Genomic DNA, 14401 nt, shown 5'->3' on the forward strand with positions numbered 1-14401 from the left:
GTGTATAACGCTCACATAAAAATAATTATGACGCACATATTGGTGCAACGGTCGCGATGGCTCCGCCCGCCGCAGGCATCGCACTTATTTTCATTACCCCTTGCATTTTGGCGCAATTTGTGTAACTCTCATAATTATATTTGTCAATACTACGGCAAGTCAATCAATTTACCGTATATTGAAGAATAGATCCGTTACTTAAAAAATTCAATTGCTCACATATTGCACCTACCCCATATTCCGCCTAAAAATAAATTTCTAGACTAATAGCATAAGTCCGTAAGTTTATATAACAATCCGCGCATCAACTGTTAAAATTTCTCCGTTCTCTTTCTCTATGTTCTCTGCGTCTGGTGCAGTTTGTTTCTCACAAATTCAATAAAATTTATCCATATGTCAAAAAAATGGATAGTTCACAACAAAAATTTTACTAAATAAAGGATAAATAAATGTTTTTTGGAAAAATTGAAATAGACTTGCTAGATGGAGAGTTATGGTCACTTTGTCAAAAAACAAAATTACCGGAACATCTGCAATTATTAGTAGATAAGGAACAGAGAAAACGTGATGATATTTGGGAATTACGGAGCGAGGATAAAGTGAAAAAATCTATCTATCCTAAAAGTGATTCAAAAACTATTTAAGTTATAATTCTACACTTGGGTACATCACAATGAATTATCAATCTTGATACTGCTTTGACCACTACTTTGTCAGTCAGGCGATCGTCATCGCTAACTCTAAAACAGTTTTCATAGTCCGTGCATTTAGCCTGATACCGATATTTTCGGGAATTTTTGTAAAAGTTAGTTTAATGCAAGAGGTGCAAAATGTCAATTCACACAGTATCTAATTGGGAACAACTGTTAGAAATTGCCCAACAAAATACCTCTGCTCGCAGGGTACGTAGTTAACTGGTGGCAAATTCTGTAAATTGACGCATATAGGGAGAGTGAAAAGCTAAAACGATATCAGATGAAGGTACACCCATTTCGAGCAGTTGTGTAGCAATTCCGATTTCGGTTCCATCATGCTGAATCCAAATTTTACCATCTTTGATATCGAGATGCAGACTGCATCCATGTGTTCGACGATTACCGCGCCAGCCTGTATGGAGCAAAAGGTAATGGTCGCGCTCTGTATCTAGAATAGCTTGTGTCTCTATTTCTTCTACAGGCGATCGCCGTTGCGCCCGTTCTAAAATTAACTGTTGTATAATTTGACGATACTGCTCTACAGCCATTGGACAATAACCTCCTGTTTCTCATCGTAAACTAGTAGGCGAATTTGAGTTCGTTCAATTACTGACCGGGTAAAACGACGCTGAAAAAATGTGTTATGAATTGATTCAGGTACTGCAAGATAAAGTTTTCGTTCTGGTTCAAACTCTTCTAAGGCAAATTGATAGTTGATAAATTGCCCAAGGGCAGTATGGAAATCCGAAACATTTGAGCGTCCGATAAAACTCTTTATTTCGACTGCAATTTTTTCACCTGCTCGTTCGGCAGCTAACATTTCTGCTGCTAAATCGATTTCAAAATCTACATCTCCAACACTCATCTGATACGGGTCGGCAGTAATTATCCATCCTTCTTTCTCTAAAGCACTTCTAACTGCATCGTGAAATCGGTCTTTTGCCATACAAAATTTTTGACTTTTAACCTTGAAACATGACTGTTAGCAGCGATTTGGGAATGGAGGCTAGATAATCGCCCAATCTTGATTCTACCAAGTTGCGTTGGTAAATTGCAGATGTTTGATATTTACGGGCTTTGCCAACGCTCTGTGTTTGGGTTGATATATGCGATCGCTTTTTACTTGCAATTTCATGCAATAATAATACAAATCTTTTTAATTAAAACTAAGAATAATTGACATAATACTCAAAAAATGGTAAAAATCCTAACTGGTGAAGAACTAAACGAACTATTTTTAGAGAGTCTGCAAACTGGCACAGCAACGCTTTACAAAGACGATCGCCAAATTCTCTACAAAGGAAACAATCGACTTGCTTCTAACATCTACGATCGGACAATAAAACTGCGAAACGGTCTTCATGTGCGGATTTTGAGCTTTGAAACAACAGACGAACTGACCGCAATTCTCCCAGAATCAGAACCTTTTGATGAATTGTTGTCTCTAAGCTTTTTTGTTACCGGAGATATGATGCCGATTCAATCGCCAAAGCACTTGAAGGTGCCCAAGTCGCTTATTTGATGAACCCTCCCGCCTACGACAAACCCGATATGTTTGCGGAAGCCGAAAAAATCGGAAAAAATTTGCAAGTAGCCGTGAAGCGTTCGGGCTTAAAACGGTTTGTCTTTTTATCGTCTGTTGGAGCGCACTTGCCAAGTGGGACGGGAAACATTCTCACGACTCACTTACAAAGAACAAATGATGAGTGAGACGGGCGTTTGGGTGACGTTCGTGCGTTGCGCCTGGTTTATGCAGAACTGGGCAGGTGTTGTCGCAACAGCCAAAGAGCAAGGGGTATTGCCGAGTTTCTTAACGCCGCTTGAGCGTCAAATCCCGATGGTTTCCACTGCCGACATCGGGCGTGTGTGTGCAGAAGCAATGCTTGAAGATTGGACGGGCAAACGAATTAAAGAGCTGCGCGGCGAAGATGTTTCGCCCAACGATGTAGCAGCAGCGTTTGCAACAGCGATCGGGCGCGATGTGCAAGCCGTTGAAACTCCGCGCTTTGATTGGAAAAACAATAAGATTGCAGTTCAATTCACCAAAAAACGCTGACGCTTGGACCATCGATGATTGACGCTTTCTGTCTTCGACTACATGACCTTTGAAGGTGGTTCGATTGAACAAGTTAGAGGGGATGTAACGATGGTAGAAGCCGCCCATGAAATGACTTTACGGTAAAATTTGACACAAATATTTTTTAGCTTTGTCGAACTCACATTTTTTTAGCTCGTTCTAACTGGTCGAAGGAAGTCGATATTTAATTCTAGTTTTTCTCCCAGCCACAAAGAATGCTCAGTATGGTCTTTCACATCATCGCCTGTATTCGGATGGACGAGAATATCTAAACCCTCACGATTGAGCATTAACCACGGAACAACCTGGCTAAATTGATCCGGTGAAAATGCAACTTGATACATCGCTTTTGGGTGTGGTCCGATGGGCTTCTCATGCCAGCGTCCTAGCTGTACATCAAATCTAGCACCCAAGTCATCGCGTACACGGGCAGCCGCATCACGACTTGCGGTATCGAAGTAGACATGAGCGTGAAAACTAGTAATTTCGGTGGTATCTTCTTTCATAGTCTTCGCAATGCTCCTACGTCTTAAATTGCTCGTCCACTGGAATTTGATAATTGTTGGCGAGGCGATTATTGCCATTAGTTCGCCGTATTCTATTATATTAGTGATATTTCGATTCAATTCGTTTTCCCAACAAGTAGGAAACCCGTTTGACAAGGAATCTACAGGCATTTTACAACATTGTATAACAGGGGAATATTTTCGGCTCGCGCTTTTTTTATAAAAACACAGGCTGAAAACCCTTGAGTATGTGTATCGAAGCGTGGCGTAGATACACATACGTGCTTCAGACAAGGGATGAAAGCCGTTTAAGGCGTTTACGCCTCAGTGGCGTTAGATTTTTTCGGTTCGGGTAAGGTATCAATTAAGTCTTCTACTATTTGGGTAACAGTCTTATCTTTTTCTACAGCCAATAAGCGTAACTTCTTAAGTCTGCGTTCACTTATCCGAATATGTAATTCTTTTTTGGCGTTGCTGAATCAAAGTATGAATCATGCGATCGCCTCAAGAAAAGCGGGCGCACTGCGCCCGCAGTGCATCGTCACCATACTTAAGATAATGTATTACTAACCGAATGGAAAATTTCAGCATTTCTTCTGACGCGCGAATAACAGAATGTTTTTCTATGTAATCGAGCTAAATAATGCGGAGCCTGAGACGCTCCGCCTCCGGTCTTAAACGACTATTTTCTCCTTCTACTCTAGTCATATATATTTTACTAACAATATGGTCTTCATCACTAATAAAACATGGATAGACTGGATAGCCATCTGTGACATAAAAATAAGAATTCCAACATTTTATGATATTCCATAATAATTTAAATGTTTCAGAACTTCTATCTCCTAAAACCCAGGTTATAATACCTGGAACATGCTTATTTACTGCTGTCCATAACCAAATTTTGTTTTTTTTGACCAATAAAAGTTTCTAATTAATCTACCTGAGTTATTTCCGGAATTTCATCATAATTTGGAGCGTTTGGCAAGGTCTTCCCAATCGTTTTAACCCAGTTGATTATTGTTGTATGGTGTACTTTTTTCACTCTTTCTATTGCACGGAAGCCAGAGCCATTCACGTACATTTCTAAGCACTCACGTTTAATTTCTTCCGAGTATCCTTGCGGCTCATAAGAATCAATAAATTGACGACCGCATTGGACAAAAATGTAATTTTGTTTACCATATTTTTTGCCATTCTTGCGGATATGAGTTGATGCACACCTTGGACATTGCATAGCGATCGCTTGAATTCATACTTCAATTATGCAACGCCTCTTTTTTGGCGTTGCTGAATTGAAATATGAAGTTCAAAAACTAGGTATCTTAAACTCTTACTCTTTGCGCCTTTGCGCCTTTGCGTGAGGTAAATTCATATCTTGATTCAGCAACGCCAAAGAAAGACACTCATCGGACAACCGTCTTCTAATTGATGCGGTTGATCTGGGCAGGTTCCAATCGACTGTCGTCAATAACCGCAACAAGAGTACTCTATAGTTCATCGAATAAGCGCTAAGTTATGCGGGTTAATGGTTGTCCGATGAGTGTCGTTTGAAAAATGTAGCGGAATAATTGGGAAAATTTGTTTAGATTTTAAACTTACAATCACAAGATAATGCGATCGCGCTGTATTATTATCAAACAGTAGTAGCGTATACAGCTAAAAGCTTTATTGTTATATTAGGTCAAGGTTGCAGATATGGAGAGGAAAAGTATGGTGCGATCGCATTTGATGGAGAAGTGCGATCGCATTAGACAAGAAGGTAATAAAAGCTGCAATTACATATACTCCTGTTGCACTTCCTTCATAAGCGATCGCATATCCTCCTATAGCTGGTCCGGTTACTGCCGCAAGTTGAAAGCTGCTACTATTCCAAGTGGCTGCATTCGTATAGGCGCTAGTCGGTATCAACTGCCACCCCAAAGCATCACCCGCAGGCTTATTAAATGCTCTGCCAATACTGGAAAATAGCAAACAAGCATACACTAAATAAATTGGTGCTTGAGTATACGAAGTTACTGCTAACCCCAGCGAAGATAAACACGATCTTTTGCACTGTTACTATCACGAATTGATATCTCTGAGTCAGGGAAGAGCGATCGCACGAACAAGAGTGCCAAGAAGGTATTTTGCAGCAAAAAATCACTTCTTTCATTGAAGCGCGATCGCTCATTCAAATTTCTGAACGGGATTTATCTGCTGATACTACGCAAAACAAGCAAAACAATCTCAATCATGTGTCCTCACCTGAAAAAACAGGGAGGGACTGGGACGAACACACATTGAATCATTGAGAGCAACAAATATGAGTTGGTTAATTGGTGCGGAACGTCTCTTTATTAACAATTGTTGAGAAAAGTAGCAAATGGGGCGGCGGTTCGCCGGACAGAAGCTTCTGTCCGGCGACACGCCGCGAGGAATAACCCATCTGCTACTTGCAACCGGGAGAAGAAACATTAAGCGCTAACCAGCGTGAGCTACTTCTTTTGTGAGAGAAATACTGATCGCTTCTACCAAATCCTGCACAACATCCTGTAACCTCTGCTCAACTTCTGCATCTAGCTGGATACTCCCATCAGGTTGTATTTGAATTTGCTTATCTACAGTGTAAATAGTGCTTAGTATGTGCCTAGCTCCTAATTCTGACAGCACAGGTTTCAAAGCATATTCTATAGACAATAAATGAGCGATTGTCCCACCTGTGGCAATTGGGAGTATGACTTTTCCTGCTAAGGCTTTCTGCGGTAACAAGTCCAAAAAGGCTTTTAGAACACCTGTGTATGCAGCTTTGTAAATTGGTGTCGCAATAATCACACCCGAAGCTTTTTCTAATAAAGCTTTCGGTTTTTCCAAGGCAGGACTATTGTAACGCCCAAATACTAAATCTTCAGCAGGGATATCACGCGCCAAAATGATATCTACCGTGAAACCTTGTTGTGAGAGGATTTTGCTAGCGTACTCTACTAAGCTATAGCTTCGGGAAGGATGGGAAGGACTGCCTGCAATTCCTAAAATATGAGCCATTTTGTCAAATCCTAGTAATAATTTCTCAGTTAATCTACGGTAGCTGCGGTTTTTTGTTTTACTTGTTGTTCGCTTAATTCCCGATTGGCAACTATCTCGCCAAACGGACTAGTCAGCTATAATTCTACAACAGGTATATTTTCCAACGGTAAATGCCCAAAGAGTAATTCGGCGATGCGGTAGGCTTCTTCTAGATGCGGATAGCCAGAAAAGATGAAAGTCTCAATTCCCAAGTGTGCATATTGTAACATTCTTTGGGCAACGCCAGTCGATGTATAACTTTTGCCAACTACTACTCTTGCAAGTCTTCAATTTCCAAGGCGACAGATAGATTTCTGTATGCCTTTATTTCAATTGCATTTCCGCTCGGGTCGCTTAATAGCATCTTCGCTTGCTCTGCGTCGGTACCCACACCAGAAACATTTGGCTTTACCTTGAACTGAACCCTCATTTCATCAAGGCGATTCGCAAGTTCCTCCCAATCACTCCACGCCAAAACCGCACCGAAGTGACGCACGCCATGTTCTCTCATCGGTAAAACCTCAGAAGGTCGTTCGTGCAAAGTAATCTGAGCTTCAAAGAGAAATATGTCGAGCCACTTATCACGGACACGACCGACTTTTGCACCAAAGGTGGTAACATAAAAGTTTTTGGACTCTTCGAGGTCTCGGACGCTTAAGGCAAGATGAAAGATTGGGCGAAACATCATGAGAGTTCTTTTTGATCGAAGGGCTTGAGGACTTCTAAAAAACTACCACGCCGAGATAGCGGCTTGCATGGCAATGCTGCTTGCGATCGCATCTTCTACAAAGTCAAAACCACGAATTAACAAAGTTGTCACCCCGTGGAAAAAAAGAGAGAAAAACGAGCAACCTTTTACCTATATACGCTACACGTTGCGGATCTTCACTTCATACCGAGCGGGTCGAATATGCCATAAGAAAAGGGGCAGGCTTTTTTATCCCCACGACTAACGTTCAATGCCTTACGACAAGCCATGAAGCCTGCCCCTTTTCTCTTTTGTGGCTCCGGGAGGAGAGATTTTGGTATAGTAGTGTACGGGCACAGCAATGCTGTGCCCCTACCCCGCTCGGTTTTGCCTTCGCGCAGCGTCTCCCTTTGGGAGAAGGTTGCTCGGCAGATCGCGCACTTTATGCGTCCCCAACTTCATAGTAATCAAGCTCCTGCCACCACAGACGTTGTGTAGCGATTGTACTAAGATGAAAATGCCTTGCTGACTGCTCTGCGTGAGGGTTGGATAGAGAAGTGCATTTAGACACATTTGAAACGGATCCACTACCGACAGAAAGTCCCTTTTGGTCTTTGCCTAATGCATTTATAACACCTCATTGTTCAGCACTTACACCACAACTTCGCAGCCGGATTGTGAAGTTATTCCTCGACAATTTGACAAGTTATCAAAGAGGAGAAAAACTACGCAATATTGTGGACAAAAATGTAGGTTACTAATGCAAGAAGATTGTTTCGCACTGTTCTGGTCATTCTCCCAAATCTATCGTCAGCGATCGCTTGCACTTTTCCTCGATAATTTAACACGCTACCACCACGGAAAAAATATGCGAAATGTCGTGGATAAAAATACTGGTTACTAATAATGACTATCTACAATTCCATTGGCAAAGTCTACTCGATCTTCGCGTCTTCCCGATCTGAGGATTGTAAATTCTCTAATTAATTTACTCAACCTACCAAAGAAAAGTATTATTGCTGATATTGGTGCTGGTACAGGAGGTTATAGTCGAGCGATTGCCGAACGTGGATATTCAGTTTACGCTGTCGAACCTTCATCGGTCATGCGTTCTCAATCTGTCGAACATGCACAGGTAAAATATTTTGCTGGTTATGCAGAAGATATTCCTTTAGCAAATGCATCTTGATTTTCTGCAAAATTTTATTACTAATCTGGAAATATTCATTAACTTAGTTTTATAAGTTTATACAAATTAAATAACCTCAAAATTATCACTGCTAACAGAAATTTTTCGCCAAGCTAATAACCTTAATAATGGCGAACAAGTCAATTTATGGACTCCGAACAGAAACCCCCACATCAAGAAACAATTCCCGAACTCGTGGCACGTCTGGTTATTGCCTTTGAGAAAAAGCAGGCAGCTAAAAAAGAAAGCAAGCAATCAAAATATTTGCTTAAGTCTGATGCCGATACTTGATATTTGATACCCTCATACCATCTACCTTAATTTCTCGGACGCACTCCGAGAGTAACCGTTTCTTATCGGTGTATGAGTCAATCGAATCCCAAAACTCAGGGTTTGCAAATGCTTTAATAATGCGATCGCGTGAAATTGTCCATTCAGTCTGAATGTTAGCCAAGCTGGTTATTTTCAGCAAGATGTCTTCTTTGATTTGAGCGATCGCTTTTGAGATACTAATATTTTTACCGGGTATCCGCTCGAGTTGGGCTAGTTGTTGCTTAAGAGTGATTAACTCTAATGGTTCTTCCACTTTAACGACACCAATACCAATTATACTTAGGCGTTCTGCTTCCACAGTAAGCATCTTGATAACCTGCTTTTCCAGTTCGACGCTGGAAATCATGGTTTTATTAGCACAAGTACCATTATTACGGTAGTACAAACACTGAAAATAACTGATATTCTTTTGAGATTTTTTTAAATATTGAGTACCATTGATGGTCATTTTTGAACCGCAATGAGCGCAATAAACTAGTCCAGAAAATATCTTGCTCTCTGCCGTATCATCGGTTGCCCAGCGATTGTGTTTATTTTTAGCTAAAATACTTAGTATCTTGTCACGTTGCTCAATACTAATTATTCCTTCATGGGTTCCCCAATGAATATTTAGCTCATGACGCGGTTTACTGTACTTTTTACCAGGTGCGGTTTTGTCAATCACCGTACCCCCAGCAATTACCGGATTTGTTAACCAAGCTGACAAGCCAGAACTACTCAAAAATAATCCATTGGATGTGGCACTACCAGTCTTCGACCATAACCTACTATTAATATCATCCTCTTCGTTAACTATGTTTACTCGGTCTGGTTGAGCATTTCTTGGTTGAATTCTCCACACCCCAAACAAACCATTCATCTTTTTGGTAGCCGAACGAATAGAACCACACTCAAAAAACGCCTCAACCCTCATCTTTGCTACATCAACCGCAGTTAATTCCCTCAAATCATCCAACAAACAAACTAGAGGAGTTGTATCAAATTCGTAATGGTCGTAGTTGTCACCACCAACTTTAAAGCCAAATGGGGGTCTATAGCTGGGTTTTTTGTTCTTCTTTCTTGTCTCCAAATCTTTACGCACTCGCAGCGACAACATTTTTACTTCGTGCTTGGCAATTAAAACCCGCACATCTGCTGAAAACTCTCCTCCCACCGAATCTAAATCAATCGCATCATCTAAAGCCTCAAGTTTAATTTTCTTTGCCTTGCAAACTTCGACTAGCTGATAAAATAGCACAATAGAAGCGGATATGCGATCGAGCCGAGTAAATATTAATGTCTGTATTTGTCCTGGGTTACTCGATTCAATGTATTTTATTAACTGATTTATTCCTTTGCGCTTATCATTGGTACGCTTGCCAACGTCGTAAAAAATCTTGTTTGCCCCAGCAGCGCGTAAACGCATCAACTGTTTTTCTAGTGCGCGGTTATCAATAGCCTGCTCTTCACTACTAACCCTACCGTATCCCAATTTCATAAGTTCGCAGAAAATCATCCTGTTGTGATTAAGAGTAGCACCATTCCTACTCCAATTGAAATGGATGAATTAGAAGCACTGTTGATCGAATTCGGTATTCTCGAAAGCGACGACCAAGCAGAAAAATTGATTGCTGCTGACGCTGCTGCTAAAGCAACTGCATAATTACCCAGCAAAAGGAAAAAGGAAAGAATCTCATCTCTGACCTTTTCCCTTTCGTTTCCCCCAACCCCAGAGGGGACTAATCGTCCCCTATAACCAGATCCTAAAGAGCAACTGAGGCAGAATATGACACCTCCAGAAAACAACAACATCGTCGAAGAAAGAAAAGAGCTAGTTAAAGAAGTTCTAGACGCTTACCCCGAAAAAGCGAAGAAAAAGCGGGAAAAGCACATAAACGTATTTGAAGAAGGCAAATCTGACTGCGGCGTTAAGTCTAACATCAAATCTCTTCCTGGTGTAATGACCGCTCGTGGTTGCGCTTATGCAGGTTCTAAGGGTGTGGTCTGGGGTCCAATTAAAGACATGATCCACATCAGCCACGGTCCTGTAGGTTGTGGTTACTGGTCTTGGTCTGGTCGTCGTAACTACTATATTGGTACCACTGGTGTTGACACCTTCGGTACGATGCACTTCACCTCCGACTTCCAAGAAAGAGATATCGTTTTCGGTGGTGACAAAAAACTCGTCAAGCTAATCCAAGAACTTGACGAACTCTTCCCCCTCAACCGTGGTGTTTCCATTCAATCTGAATGTCCCATCGGTCTAATTGGGGATGACATCGAAGCCGTTGCCAGAAAAACATCAAAAGAGATTGACAAGCCTGTAGTTCCCGTGCGTTGCGAAGGCTTCCGGGGTGTTTCTCAGTCGTTGGGACACCACATTGCTAACGACATGGTTCGTGACTGGGTATTCACCAGATCCGACAAGGAAAGAAAAGAAGGCAAACAGCAGTTTGAGGGTACTCCCTACGATGTAGCCATTATTGGTGACTATAACATCGGTGGTGATGCTTGGGCTAGCCGCATCCTTTTAGAAGAACTAGGCTTGCGCGTAGTTGCTCAGTGGTCGGGTGATGGCACCATCAATGAAATGATGATGACACCGAACGTGAAGATGAATTTGATTCACTGCTACCGTTCGATGAACTACATCAGCCGTCACATGGAAGAAGCTTACGGTATTCCCTGGTTGGAATACAACTTCTTTGGTCCTACCAAGATTGCTGAATCCTTACGGGAAATCGCTTCTAAATTTGACGAGAAGATCCAAGAAAACGCTGAGAAGGTAATTGCTAAATATCAGCCAACAATGGATGCGATCGTTAGCAAGTATCGTCCACGTTTGGAAGGCAAGACTGTCGCCATGATGGTTGGTGGTCTGCGTCCCCGTCACGTTGTACCCGCATTCCAAGATTTGGGTATGAGAATGATTGGTACAGGTTATGAGTTTGCTCACAACGACGATTACAAACGTACCACTCACTACATCGAAAACGGCACCATCGTTTACGACGACGTTACCGCATACGAGTTTGAAGAGTTTGTGAAAGCACTCAAACCCGACCTCATCGCTTCTGGTGTGAAAGAGAAGTATGTATTCCAAAAGATGGGTCTTCCTTTCCGTCAAATGCACTCTTGGGATTACTCCGGACTTGGCGATCGCTCCTACAATTGGTGATAATGCAAGCTTTTTTGGCGATGGAATAAAAAAGAGTCGATTTCTAGCCTAAATGTGAGTTGTACGCTCTCCTATAAAAATATCTCTTTGTAAGTTCTAAGCATAGAAGTGTTATTCTGTCCAGTTTTTTCGATGAAATTAAATCTGCATTAGAGAAAAACTGTAAATTAAAAAACTTTTTTAATGATGTTTTATTAGACTAAATTTAGCGTTCGGCTAAATTGAGCACCACCAGATAAAATTTGTATCCACACCAGGATCTTTTGTCCGTTTGCTTCATAAAGTGTTAGCCTGCTAGACTGAAGTGATTGGACGCGGAAAAGACGGATGAATAACGTCTGGAGGTTGCCTTGAGCATTATACAAACTGCCACTGAAAAAATGCGGTCACTTCCGCCAGAGAAGCAACAAGAGGTCTTAGATTTTATTGAGTTTCTGCAAAGTAAGCTAAAACAACAAAATTCAAACATTGAACAATTTGAGCCTATTTCATTTTTGGCAGCAGCTCAACAATTTGCTGGTTGTGTTGATGGTGGTCCTGGTGATTTGGCGACGAACAAACAGTATCTTGAAGGTTTAGGAACTGAATGAAGCAGCGAGTCATCATCGATACGGGACCATTAGTAGCTTTTATTAATCGCAGAGAGTATCTTCATGCCTGGGTAATTAACACCTTAGCTACAATTGAGCAGCCTTTACTCACTTGTGAGGCTGTGATTGTAGAGACTTGTTTTTTGTTGCGAAATATCTACGGTGGTCAGGAAACGGTGATGTCTTTACTGGACGAGGGAAAGATATTAATTTCGATGTGTTTGAGTGAAGAAGCGGCAGTGATTAAAGAATTGCTACGGCAATATCAGTCAGTTCCAATGTCGTTAGCAGATGCCTGTTTCGTGAGAATGACACAACTGTATCCTGAAAGTGAGTTACTAACATTTGATAGCGATTTTAGAATTTATCGGAAGAATCGTAATCAATTAATTTCTGTGATTATGCCAGAGGATTTGTAAGAACAGGGTTAAGAGCGATGCCTTCGGCAATGCTACGCAAACGCACGTCAAACTCAGTTAAGGCAAGGTTTTTTGGCGATGGAATAAAAAAGAGTCGATTTCTAGCCTAAATGTAAGTTTTAGGGTTATTCACTAACAATCTTTTTTGATGCTTAAGACAGTATAACTCTTATAGAGTGGGCTTTTTAGGATTTACTTGCATTTTGCTCAAAGAAAAACTGCTAAATTAAAGACTATTTTCAATGACGATTTTTTAGATTAAATGGTGCGATCGCTTTTGCTTGACAACAAGGTAGGCGATCGTGTGATGGGGGAATGAGGGAGATGCGACAACGGAGAGTCAAAATTTAGTAACGTGGATCGTAATCATCCCTCCAATCCCCACCCAGATATAGACCGCCATACTCTAATGAGTTGCCATAATTCGTTAATGAAGACATTTCATTAGAAAACGTAAATCCAAGCTTCTCCCGCCATGCTTGAAGCACTTCATATTCCATCTTTCCATCATAGTACAACACCCTAGCAGCTTCAAGAAAAGAGTCTATAATTTGCTTGTGAGTTTTAGATATTTCTTCTGGGCGGTTCAATAAGTGAAGTATAGTGTCTGGGACTTGTATCAGTTTGTTAAACTGTGACTGATTTAACCTAAAGACTTGACTGTTTACTTGTAAGTCATATTCATTATTTAAAATAGTAATTAATTCTCCTATTATACCTGTCTTTGGAGATGCGAAAAAATTGCCAACTTTAGCCGAGTTCATACACTTTTTGGTATTTCAGTATCGTTTAGCAAATGTATGCTTATGAAGAGAGTACCCAAAACATCTGCTGTACGATCACCTAATTATACTGAAATTTTATATTTTAATCATCGCCCCAACTCGACAACACGCCACTGCATATTCATACTGGGTGAAGTTAAGCGATCGCCTTCACTCAACAACAAGGTAGGCGATGTCTACGACGGGCTGCGCCTACGCATTAAACTGTTACTACCTCAATTAATAATCCGGGTACTTTGCTAAAATCCTGATGATTGCGCGTTAATAAAACTAATTTACACAGATAGTGCGATGCCTCCGGCAGGCTGCTTGCAACGCTGCCATCCGCACATCCATGATGCGCTATCAACTTCACCAAACTATTTAGAGATTATACCCAGTCGAGAGAAGGTTTACGCTTAGACTTGGCACAATCCTGTAAGTAGAGATTAATTAAAGTTTGATAGGGAATGCCTGTTTCTTCTGCAAGAGACTTAAAGTATTCAATCACATCTTCTTCTAAGCGGATTGTAATCTGCTTTTTCAGATTTTTCACATAGGGATTAGGAACAGACTCAGAAAAATCATATTCATCTCTCATGGCAAAAACTCCTCATATTGCTTACGTTCGTGCTTTGTAGCTGTACGAGCAGAGATAATACGAATATAGCGATCGCTCTTTTTGTACAAGTGAGATACCACTAACAATCGAAACTCATCACTCACACCTAGCAGAAGAAACCGATCTTCCTCAACTGAATGGTCTGGATCGTAAATTAAACGAGCATTTTCGTCAGAAAAGACAGTTTGAGCCTCTTCAAAAGACACACCATGCTTACGCTCATTGCTTTTAGCTTTGGAGGGATTCCACTCAAATTCTATCTCAGCCATACATACATTGTAGTTACAAAGGCTTCCATGAGCAAGTGCAATAATTA

At 41.0% G+C, this 14401-nt stretch carries 22 protein-coding genes and 4 pseudogenes; 13 read left to right on the forward strand and 13 right to left on the reverse strand.

From position 1 onward, the window contains the following. Window positions 1-449 precede the first annotated feature (449 nt). The gene (locus AABK37_RS01750) at window positions 450-644 is read left to right on the forward strand and encodes a hypothetical protein (RefSeq protein WP_432549892.1); all 195 of its coding nucleotides are present in this window, start codon (window positions 450-452) and stop codon (window positions 642-644) included. 266 nt (window positions 645-910) lie between these two features. On the opposite strand, the gene AABK37_RS01755 is transcribed toward AABK37_RS01750, so the two are convergent. From AABK37_RS01755 to AABK37_RS01765, 3 genes are read right to left on the reverse strand one after another with little or no spacing between them, the layout of a single operon-like run. Continuing rightward, on the reverse strand, window positions 911-1243 hold the full coding sequence (locus tag AABK37_RS01755; RefSeq protein ID WP_432549893.1) for a XisI protein: 333 nt from the start codon (window positions 1241-1243) through the stop codon (window positions 911-913). Continuing rightward, entirely contained in the window at window positions 1234-1641 is a 408-nt protein-coding gene (locus AABK37_RS01760) for a XisH family protein (RefSeq protein ID WP_432549894.1), read from the reverse strand. The genes AABK37_RS01755 and AABK37_RS01760 overlap by 10 nt, the downstream gene beginning before the upstream one ends. Before the next feature lie 16 nt (window positions 1642-1657). Continuing rightward, window positions 1658-1834: a hypothetical protein gene (locus AABK37_RS01765; protein WP_432549895.1), complete on the reverse strand. Its 177-nt coding sequence runs from the start codon at window positions 1832-1834 to the stop codon at window positions 1658-1660. Window positions 1835-1890: 56 nt separating this feature from the next. Here AABK37_RS01765 and AABK37_RS01770 point away from each other — a divergent pair, with 56 nt between their 5' ends. From AABK37_RS01770 to AABK37_RS01780, 3 genes are read left to right on the forward strand one after another with little or no spacing between them, the layout of a single operon-like run. Next, complete coding sequence (locus AABK37_RS01770) at window positions 1891-2217, forward strand: hypothetical protein (protein ID WP_432549896.1); 327 nt, start codon at window positions 1891-1893, stop codon at window positions 2215-2217. After that, on the forward strand, window positions 2217-2405 hold the full coding sequence (locus AABK37_RS01775; protein ID WP_435369379.1) for a hypothetical protein: 189 nt from the start codon (window positions 2217-2219) through the stop codon (window positions 2403-2405). The genes AABK37_RS01770 and AABK37_RS01775 overlap by 1 nt, the downstream gene beginning before the upstream one ends. Window positions 2406-2445: 40 nt before the next feature. Beyond that, the gene (locus AABK37_RS01780) at window positions 2446-2751 is read left to right on the forward strand and encodes an NmrA family NAD(P)-binding protein (RefSeq protein ID WP_432549897.1); all 306 of its coding nucleotides are present in this window, start codon (window positions 2446-2448) and stop codon (window positions 2749-2751) included. 170 nt (window positions 2752-2921) lie between these two features. Here AABK37_RS01780 and AABK37_RS01785 read toward each other — a convergent pair whose 3' ends face one another. From AABK37_RS01785 to AABK37_RS01795, 3 genes and pseudogenes are all read right to left on the reverse strand, one after another. Further along, complete coding sequence (locus AABK37_RS01785) at window positions 2922-3278, reverse strand: DOPA 4,5-dioxygenase family protein (RefSeq protein WP_432549898.1); 357 nt, start codon at window positions 3276-3278, stop codon at window positions 2922-2924. 504 nt (window positions 3279-3782) lie between these two features. Beyond that, a pseudogene (locus AABK37_RS01790) lies at window positions 3783-4515 on the reverse strand (IS1 family transposase). A gap of 518 nt (window positions 4516-5033) precedes the next feature. After that, a pseudogene (locus AABK37_RS01795) lies at window positions 5034-5318 on the reverse strand (MFS transporter); the annotation flags it as partial. An 89-nt stretch (window positions 5319-5407) separates the two neighbouring features. Between AABK37_RS01795 and AABK37_RS01800 the strand changes: the two are divergent. Then, window positions 5408-5572, forward strand: a complete 165-nt coding sequence (locus AABK37_RS01800) for a hypothetical protein (protein WP_432549899.1) — start codon at window positions 5408-5410, stop codon at window positions 5570-5572. Window positions 5573-5741: 169 nt separating this feature from the next. On the opposite strand, the gene ssuE is transcribed toward AABK37_RS01800, so the two are convergent. From ssuE to AABK37_RS01815, 3 genes and pseudogenes are all read right to left on the reverse strand, one after another. Beyond that, on the reverse strand, window positions 5742-6302 hold the full coding sequence (gene ssuE / locus AABK37_RS01805; RefSeq protein ID WP_432549900.1) for an NADPH-dependent FMN reductase: 561 nt from the start codon (window positions 6300-6302) through the stop codon (window positions 5742-5744). Between the two features lie 29 nt (window positions 6303-6331). Then, window positions 6332-6565 (reverse strand): annotated as a pseudogene (locus tag AABK37_RS01810) (alkanesulfonate monooxygenase); the annotation flags it as partial. Window positions 6566-6594: 29 nt separating this feature from the next. After that, window positions 6595-7011, reverse strand: coding sequence for a VOC family protein (locus tag AABK37_RS01815; RefSeq protein ID WP_432549901.1), 417 nt, complete (start codon window positions 7009-7011; stop codon window positions 6595-6597). Window positions 7012-7568: 557 nt separating this feature from the next. Here AABK37_RS01815 and AABK37_RS01820 point away from each other — a divergent pair. The 4 genes from AABK37_RS01820 (at window position 7569) to AABK37_RS01835 (ending at window position 8491) form a co-directional block, all read left to right on the forward strand. Next, entirely contained in the window at window positions 7569-7772 is a 204-nt protein-coding gene (locus AABK37_RS01820; protein WP_432549902.1) for an NAD(P)-dependent oxidoreductase, read from the forward strand. Beyond that, a complete protein-coding gene (locus AABK37_RS01825; protein WP_432549903.1) occupies window positions 7772-7915 on the forward strand; it encodes a hypothetical protein in 144 nt (47 codons plus the stop codon). The genes AABK37_RS01820 and AABK37_RS01825 overlap by 1 nt, the downstream gene beginning before the upstream one ends. 21 nt (window positions 7916-7936) lie before the next feature. Continuing rightward, entirely contained in the window at window positions 7937-8200 is a 264-nt protein-coding gene (locus tag AABK37_RS01830; RefSeq protein ID WP_432549904.1) for a class I SAM-dependent methyltransferase, read from the forward strand. A gap of 147 nt (window positions 8201-8347) precedes the next feature. Continuing rightward, window positions 8348-8491, forward strand: coding sequence for a hypothetical protein (locus AABK37_RS01835; protein WP_163518738.1), 144 nt, complete (start codon window positions 8348-8350; stop codon window positions 8489-8491). Here AABK37_RS01835 and xisF read toward each other — a convergent pair. Beyond that, window positions 8469-10010, reverse strand: coding sequence for a fdxN element excision recombinase XisF (gene xisF / locus AABK37_RS01840; RefSeq protein ID WP_432549905.1), 1542 nt, complete (start codon window positions 10008-10010; stop codon window positions 8469-8471). The genes AABK37_RS01835 and xisF overlap by 23 nt on opposite strands. Before the next feature lie 39 nt (window positions 10011-10049). On the opposite strand from xisF, the pseudogene nifH reads away from it, so the two are divergent. The 4 genes and pseudogenes from nifH to AABK37_RS01860 form a co-directional block, all read left to right on the forward strand. After that, window positions 10050-10175 (forward strand): annotated as a pseudogene (gene nifH / locus AABK37_RS01845) (nitrogenase reductase); the annotation flags it as partial. Window positions 10176-10298: 123 nt separating this feature from the next. Continuing rightward, on the forward strand, window positions 10299-11690 hold the full coding sequence (gene nifD, locus AABK37_RS01850) for a nitrogenase molybdenum-iron protein alpha chain (RefSeq protein WP_432549906.1): 1392 nt from the start codon (window positions 10299-10301) through the stop codon (window positions 11688-11690). Between the two features lie 350 nt (window positions 11691-12040). Further along, window positions 12041-12280, forward strand: coding sequence for a DUF2281 domain-containing protein (locus AABK37_RS01855; protein WP_432549907.1), 240 nt, complete (start codon window positions 12041-12043; stop codon window positions 12278-12280). Continuing rightward, window positions 12277-12699 carry a type II toxin-antitoxin system VapC family toxin gene (locus tag AABK37_RS01860; protein WP_432549908.1) on the forward strand — a complete coding sequence of 141 codons (423 nt, stop codon included), beginning with the start codon at window positions 12277-12279 and terminating at the stop codon, window positions 12697-12699. The genes AABK37_RS01855 and AABK37_RS01860 overlap by 4 nt, the downstream gene beginning before the upstream one ends. Window positions 12700-13046: 347 nt before the next feature. Here AABK37_RS01860 and AABK37_RS01865 read toward each other — a convergent pair whose 3' ends face one another. The 3 genes from AABK37_RS01865 to AABK37_RS01875 all read right to left on the reverse strand — a co-directional run bounded on the left by AABK37_RS01865 (window position 13047) and on the right by AABK37_RS01875 (window position 14354). After that, window positions 13047-13463 (reverse strand): hypothetical protein, encoded by a 417-nt coding sequence (locus AABK37_RS01865; protein ID WP_432549909.1) that lies wholly within the window; start codon window positions 13461-13463, stop codon window positions 13047-13049. A gap of 391 nt (window positions 13464-13854) precedes the next feature. Then, complete coding sequence (locus tag AABK37_RS01870; RefSeq protein WP_432549910.1) at window positions 13855-14064, reverse strand: BrnA antitoxin family protein; 210 nt, start codon at window positions 14062-14064, stop codon at window positions 13855-13857. Then, complete coding sequence (locus tag AABK37_RS01875) at window positions 14061-14354, reverse strand: BrnT family toxin (protein ID WP_432549911.1); 294 nt, start codon at window positions 14352-14354, stop codon at window positions 14061-14063. The genes AABK37_RS01870 and AABK37_RS01875 overlap by 4 nt, the downstream gene beginning before the upstream one ends. Window positions 14355-14401: the final 47 nt, after the last annotated feature.

This window comes from Tolypothrix sp. VBCCA 56010 (genome assembly GCF_050875635.1).
GTDB lineage: Bacteria > Cyanobacteriota > Cyanobacteriia > Cyanobacteriales > Nostocaceae > Hassallia.

What these genes read in the sequence shown, in the direction of transcription:
- AABK37_RS01750 (WP_432549892.1), top strand. Translation starts at nt 450, where the DNA reads ATGTTTTTTGGAAAAATTGAAATAGACTTGCTAGATGGAGAGTTATGG.
- AABK37_RS01755 (WP_432549893.1), bottom strand. Translation starts at nt 1,243, where the DNA reads ATGGCTGTAGAGCAGTATCGTCAAATTATACAACAGTTAATTTTAGAA.
- AABK37_RS01760 (WP_432549894.1), bottom strand. Translation starts at nt 1,641, where the DNA reads ATGGCAAAAGACCGATTTCACGATGCAGTTAGAAGTGCTTTAGAGAAA.
- AABK37_RS01770 (WP_432549896.1), top strand. Translation starts at nt 1,891, where the DNA reads ATGGTAAAAATCCTAACTGGTGAAGAACTAAACGAACTATTTTTAGAG.
- AABK37_RS01775 (WP_435369379.1), top strand. Translation starts at nt 2,217, where the DNA reads ATGAACCCTCCCGCCTACGACAAACCCGATATGTTTGCGGAAGCCGAA.
- AABK37_RS01780 (WP_432549897.1), top strand. Translation starts at nt 2,446, where the DNA reads ATGCAGAACTGGGCAGGTGTTGTCGCAACAGCCAAAGAGCAAGGGGTA.
- AABK37_RS01785 (WP_432549898.1), bottom strand. Translation starts at nt 3,278, where the DNA reads ATGAAAGAAGATACCACCGAAATTACTAGTTTTCACGCTCATGTCTAC.
- ssuE (WP_432549900.1), bottom strand. Translation starts at nt 6,302, where the DNA reads ATGGCTCATATTTTAGGAATTGCAGGCAGTCCTTCCCATCCTTCCCGA.
- AABK37_RS01815 (WP_432549901.1), bottom strand. Translation starts at nt 7,011, where the DNA reads ATGATGTTTCGCCCAATCTTTCATCTTGCCTTAAGCGTCCGAGACCTC.
- AABK37_RS01825 (WP_432549903.1), top strand. Translation starts at nt 7,772, where the DNA reads ATGCAAGAAGATTGTTTCGCACTGTTCTGGTCATTCTCCCAAATCTAT.
- AABK37_RS01835 (WP_163518738.1), top strand. Translation starts at nt 8,348, where the DNA reads ATGGACTCCGAACAGAAACCCCCACATCAAGAAACAATTCCCGAACTC.
- xisF (WP_432549905.1), bottom strand. Translation starts at nt 10,010, where the DNA reads ATGAAATTGGGATACGGTAGGGTTAGTAGTGAAGAGCAGGCTATTGAT.
- nifD (WP_432549906.1), top strand. Translation starts at nt 10,299, where the DNA reads ATGACACCTCCAGAAAACAACAACATCGTCGAAGAAAGAAAAGAGCTA.
- AABK37_RS01860 (WP_432549908.1), top strand. Translation starts at nt 12,277, where the DNA reads ATGAAGCAGCGAGTCATCATCGATACGGGACCATTAGTAGCTTTTATT.
- AABK37_RS01865 (WP_432549909.1), bottom strand. Translation starts at nt 13,463, where the DNA reads ATGAACTCGGCTAAAGTTGGCAATTTTTTCGCATCTCCAAAGACAGGT.
- AABK37_RS01870 (WP_432549910.1), bottom strand. Translation starts at nt 14,064, where the DNA reads ATGAGAGATGAATATGATTTTTCTGAGTCTGTTCCTAATCCCTATGTG.
- AABK37_RS01875 (WP_432549911.1), bottom strand. Translation starts at nt 14,354, where the DNA reads ATGGCTGAGATAGAATTTGAGTGGAATCCCTCCAAAGCTAAAAGCAAT.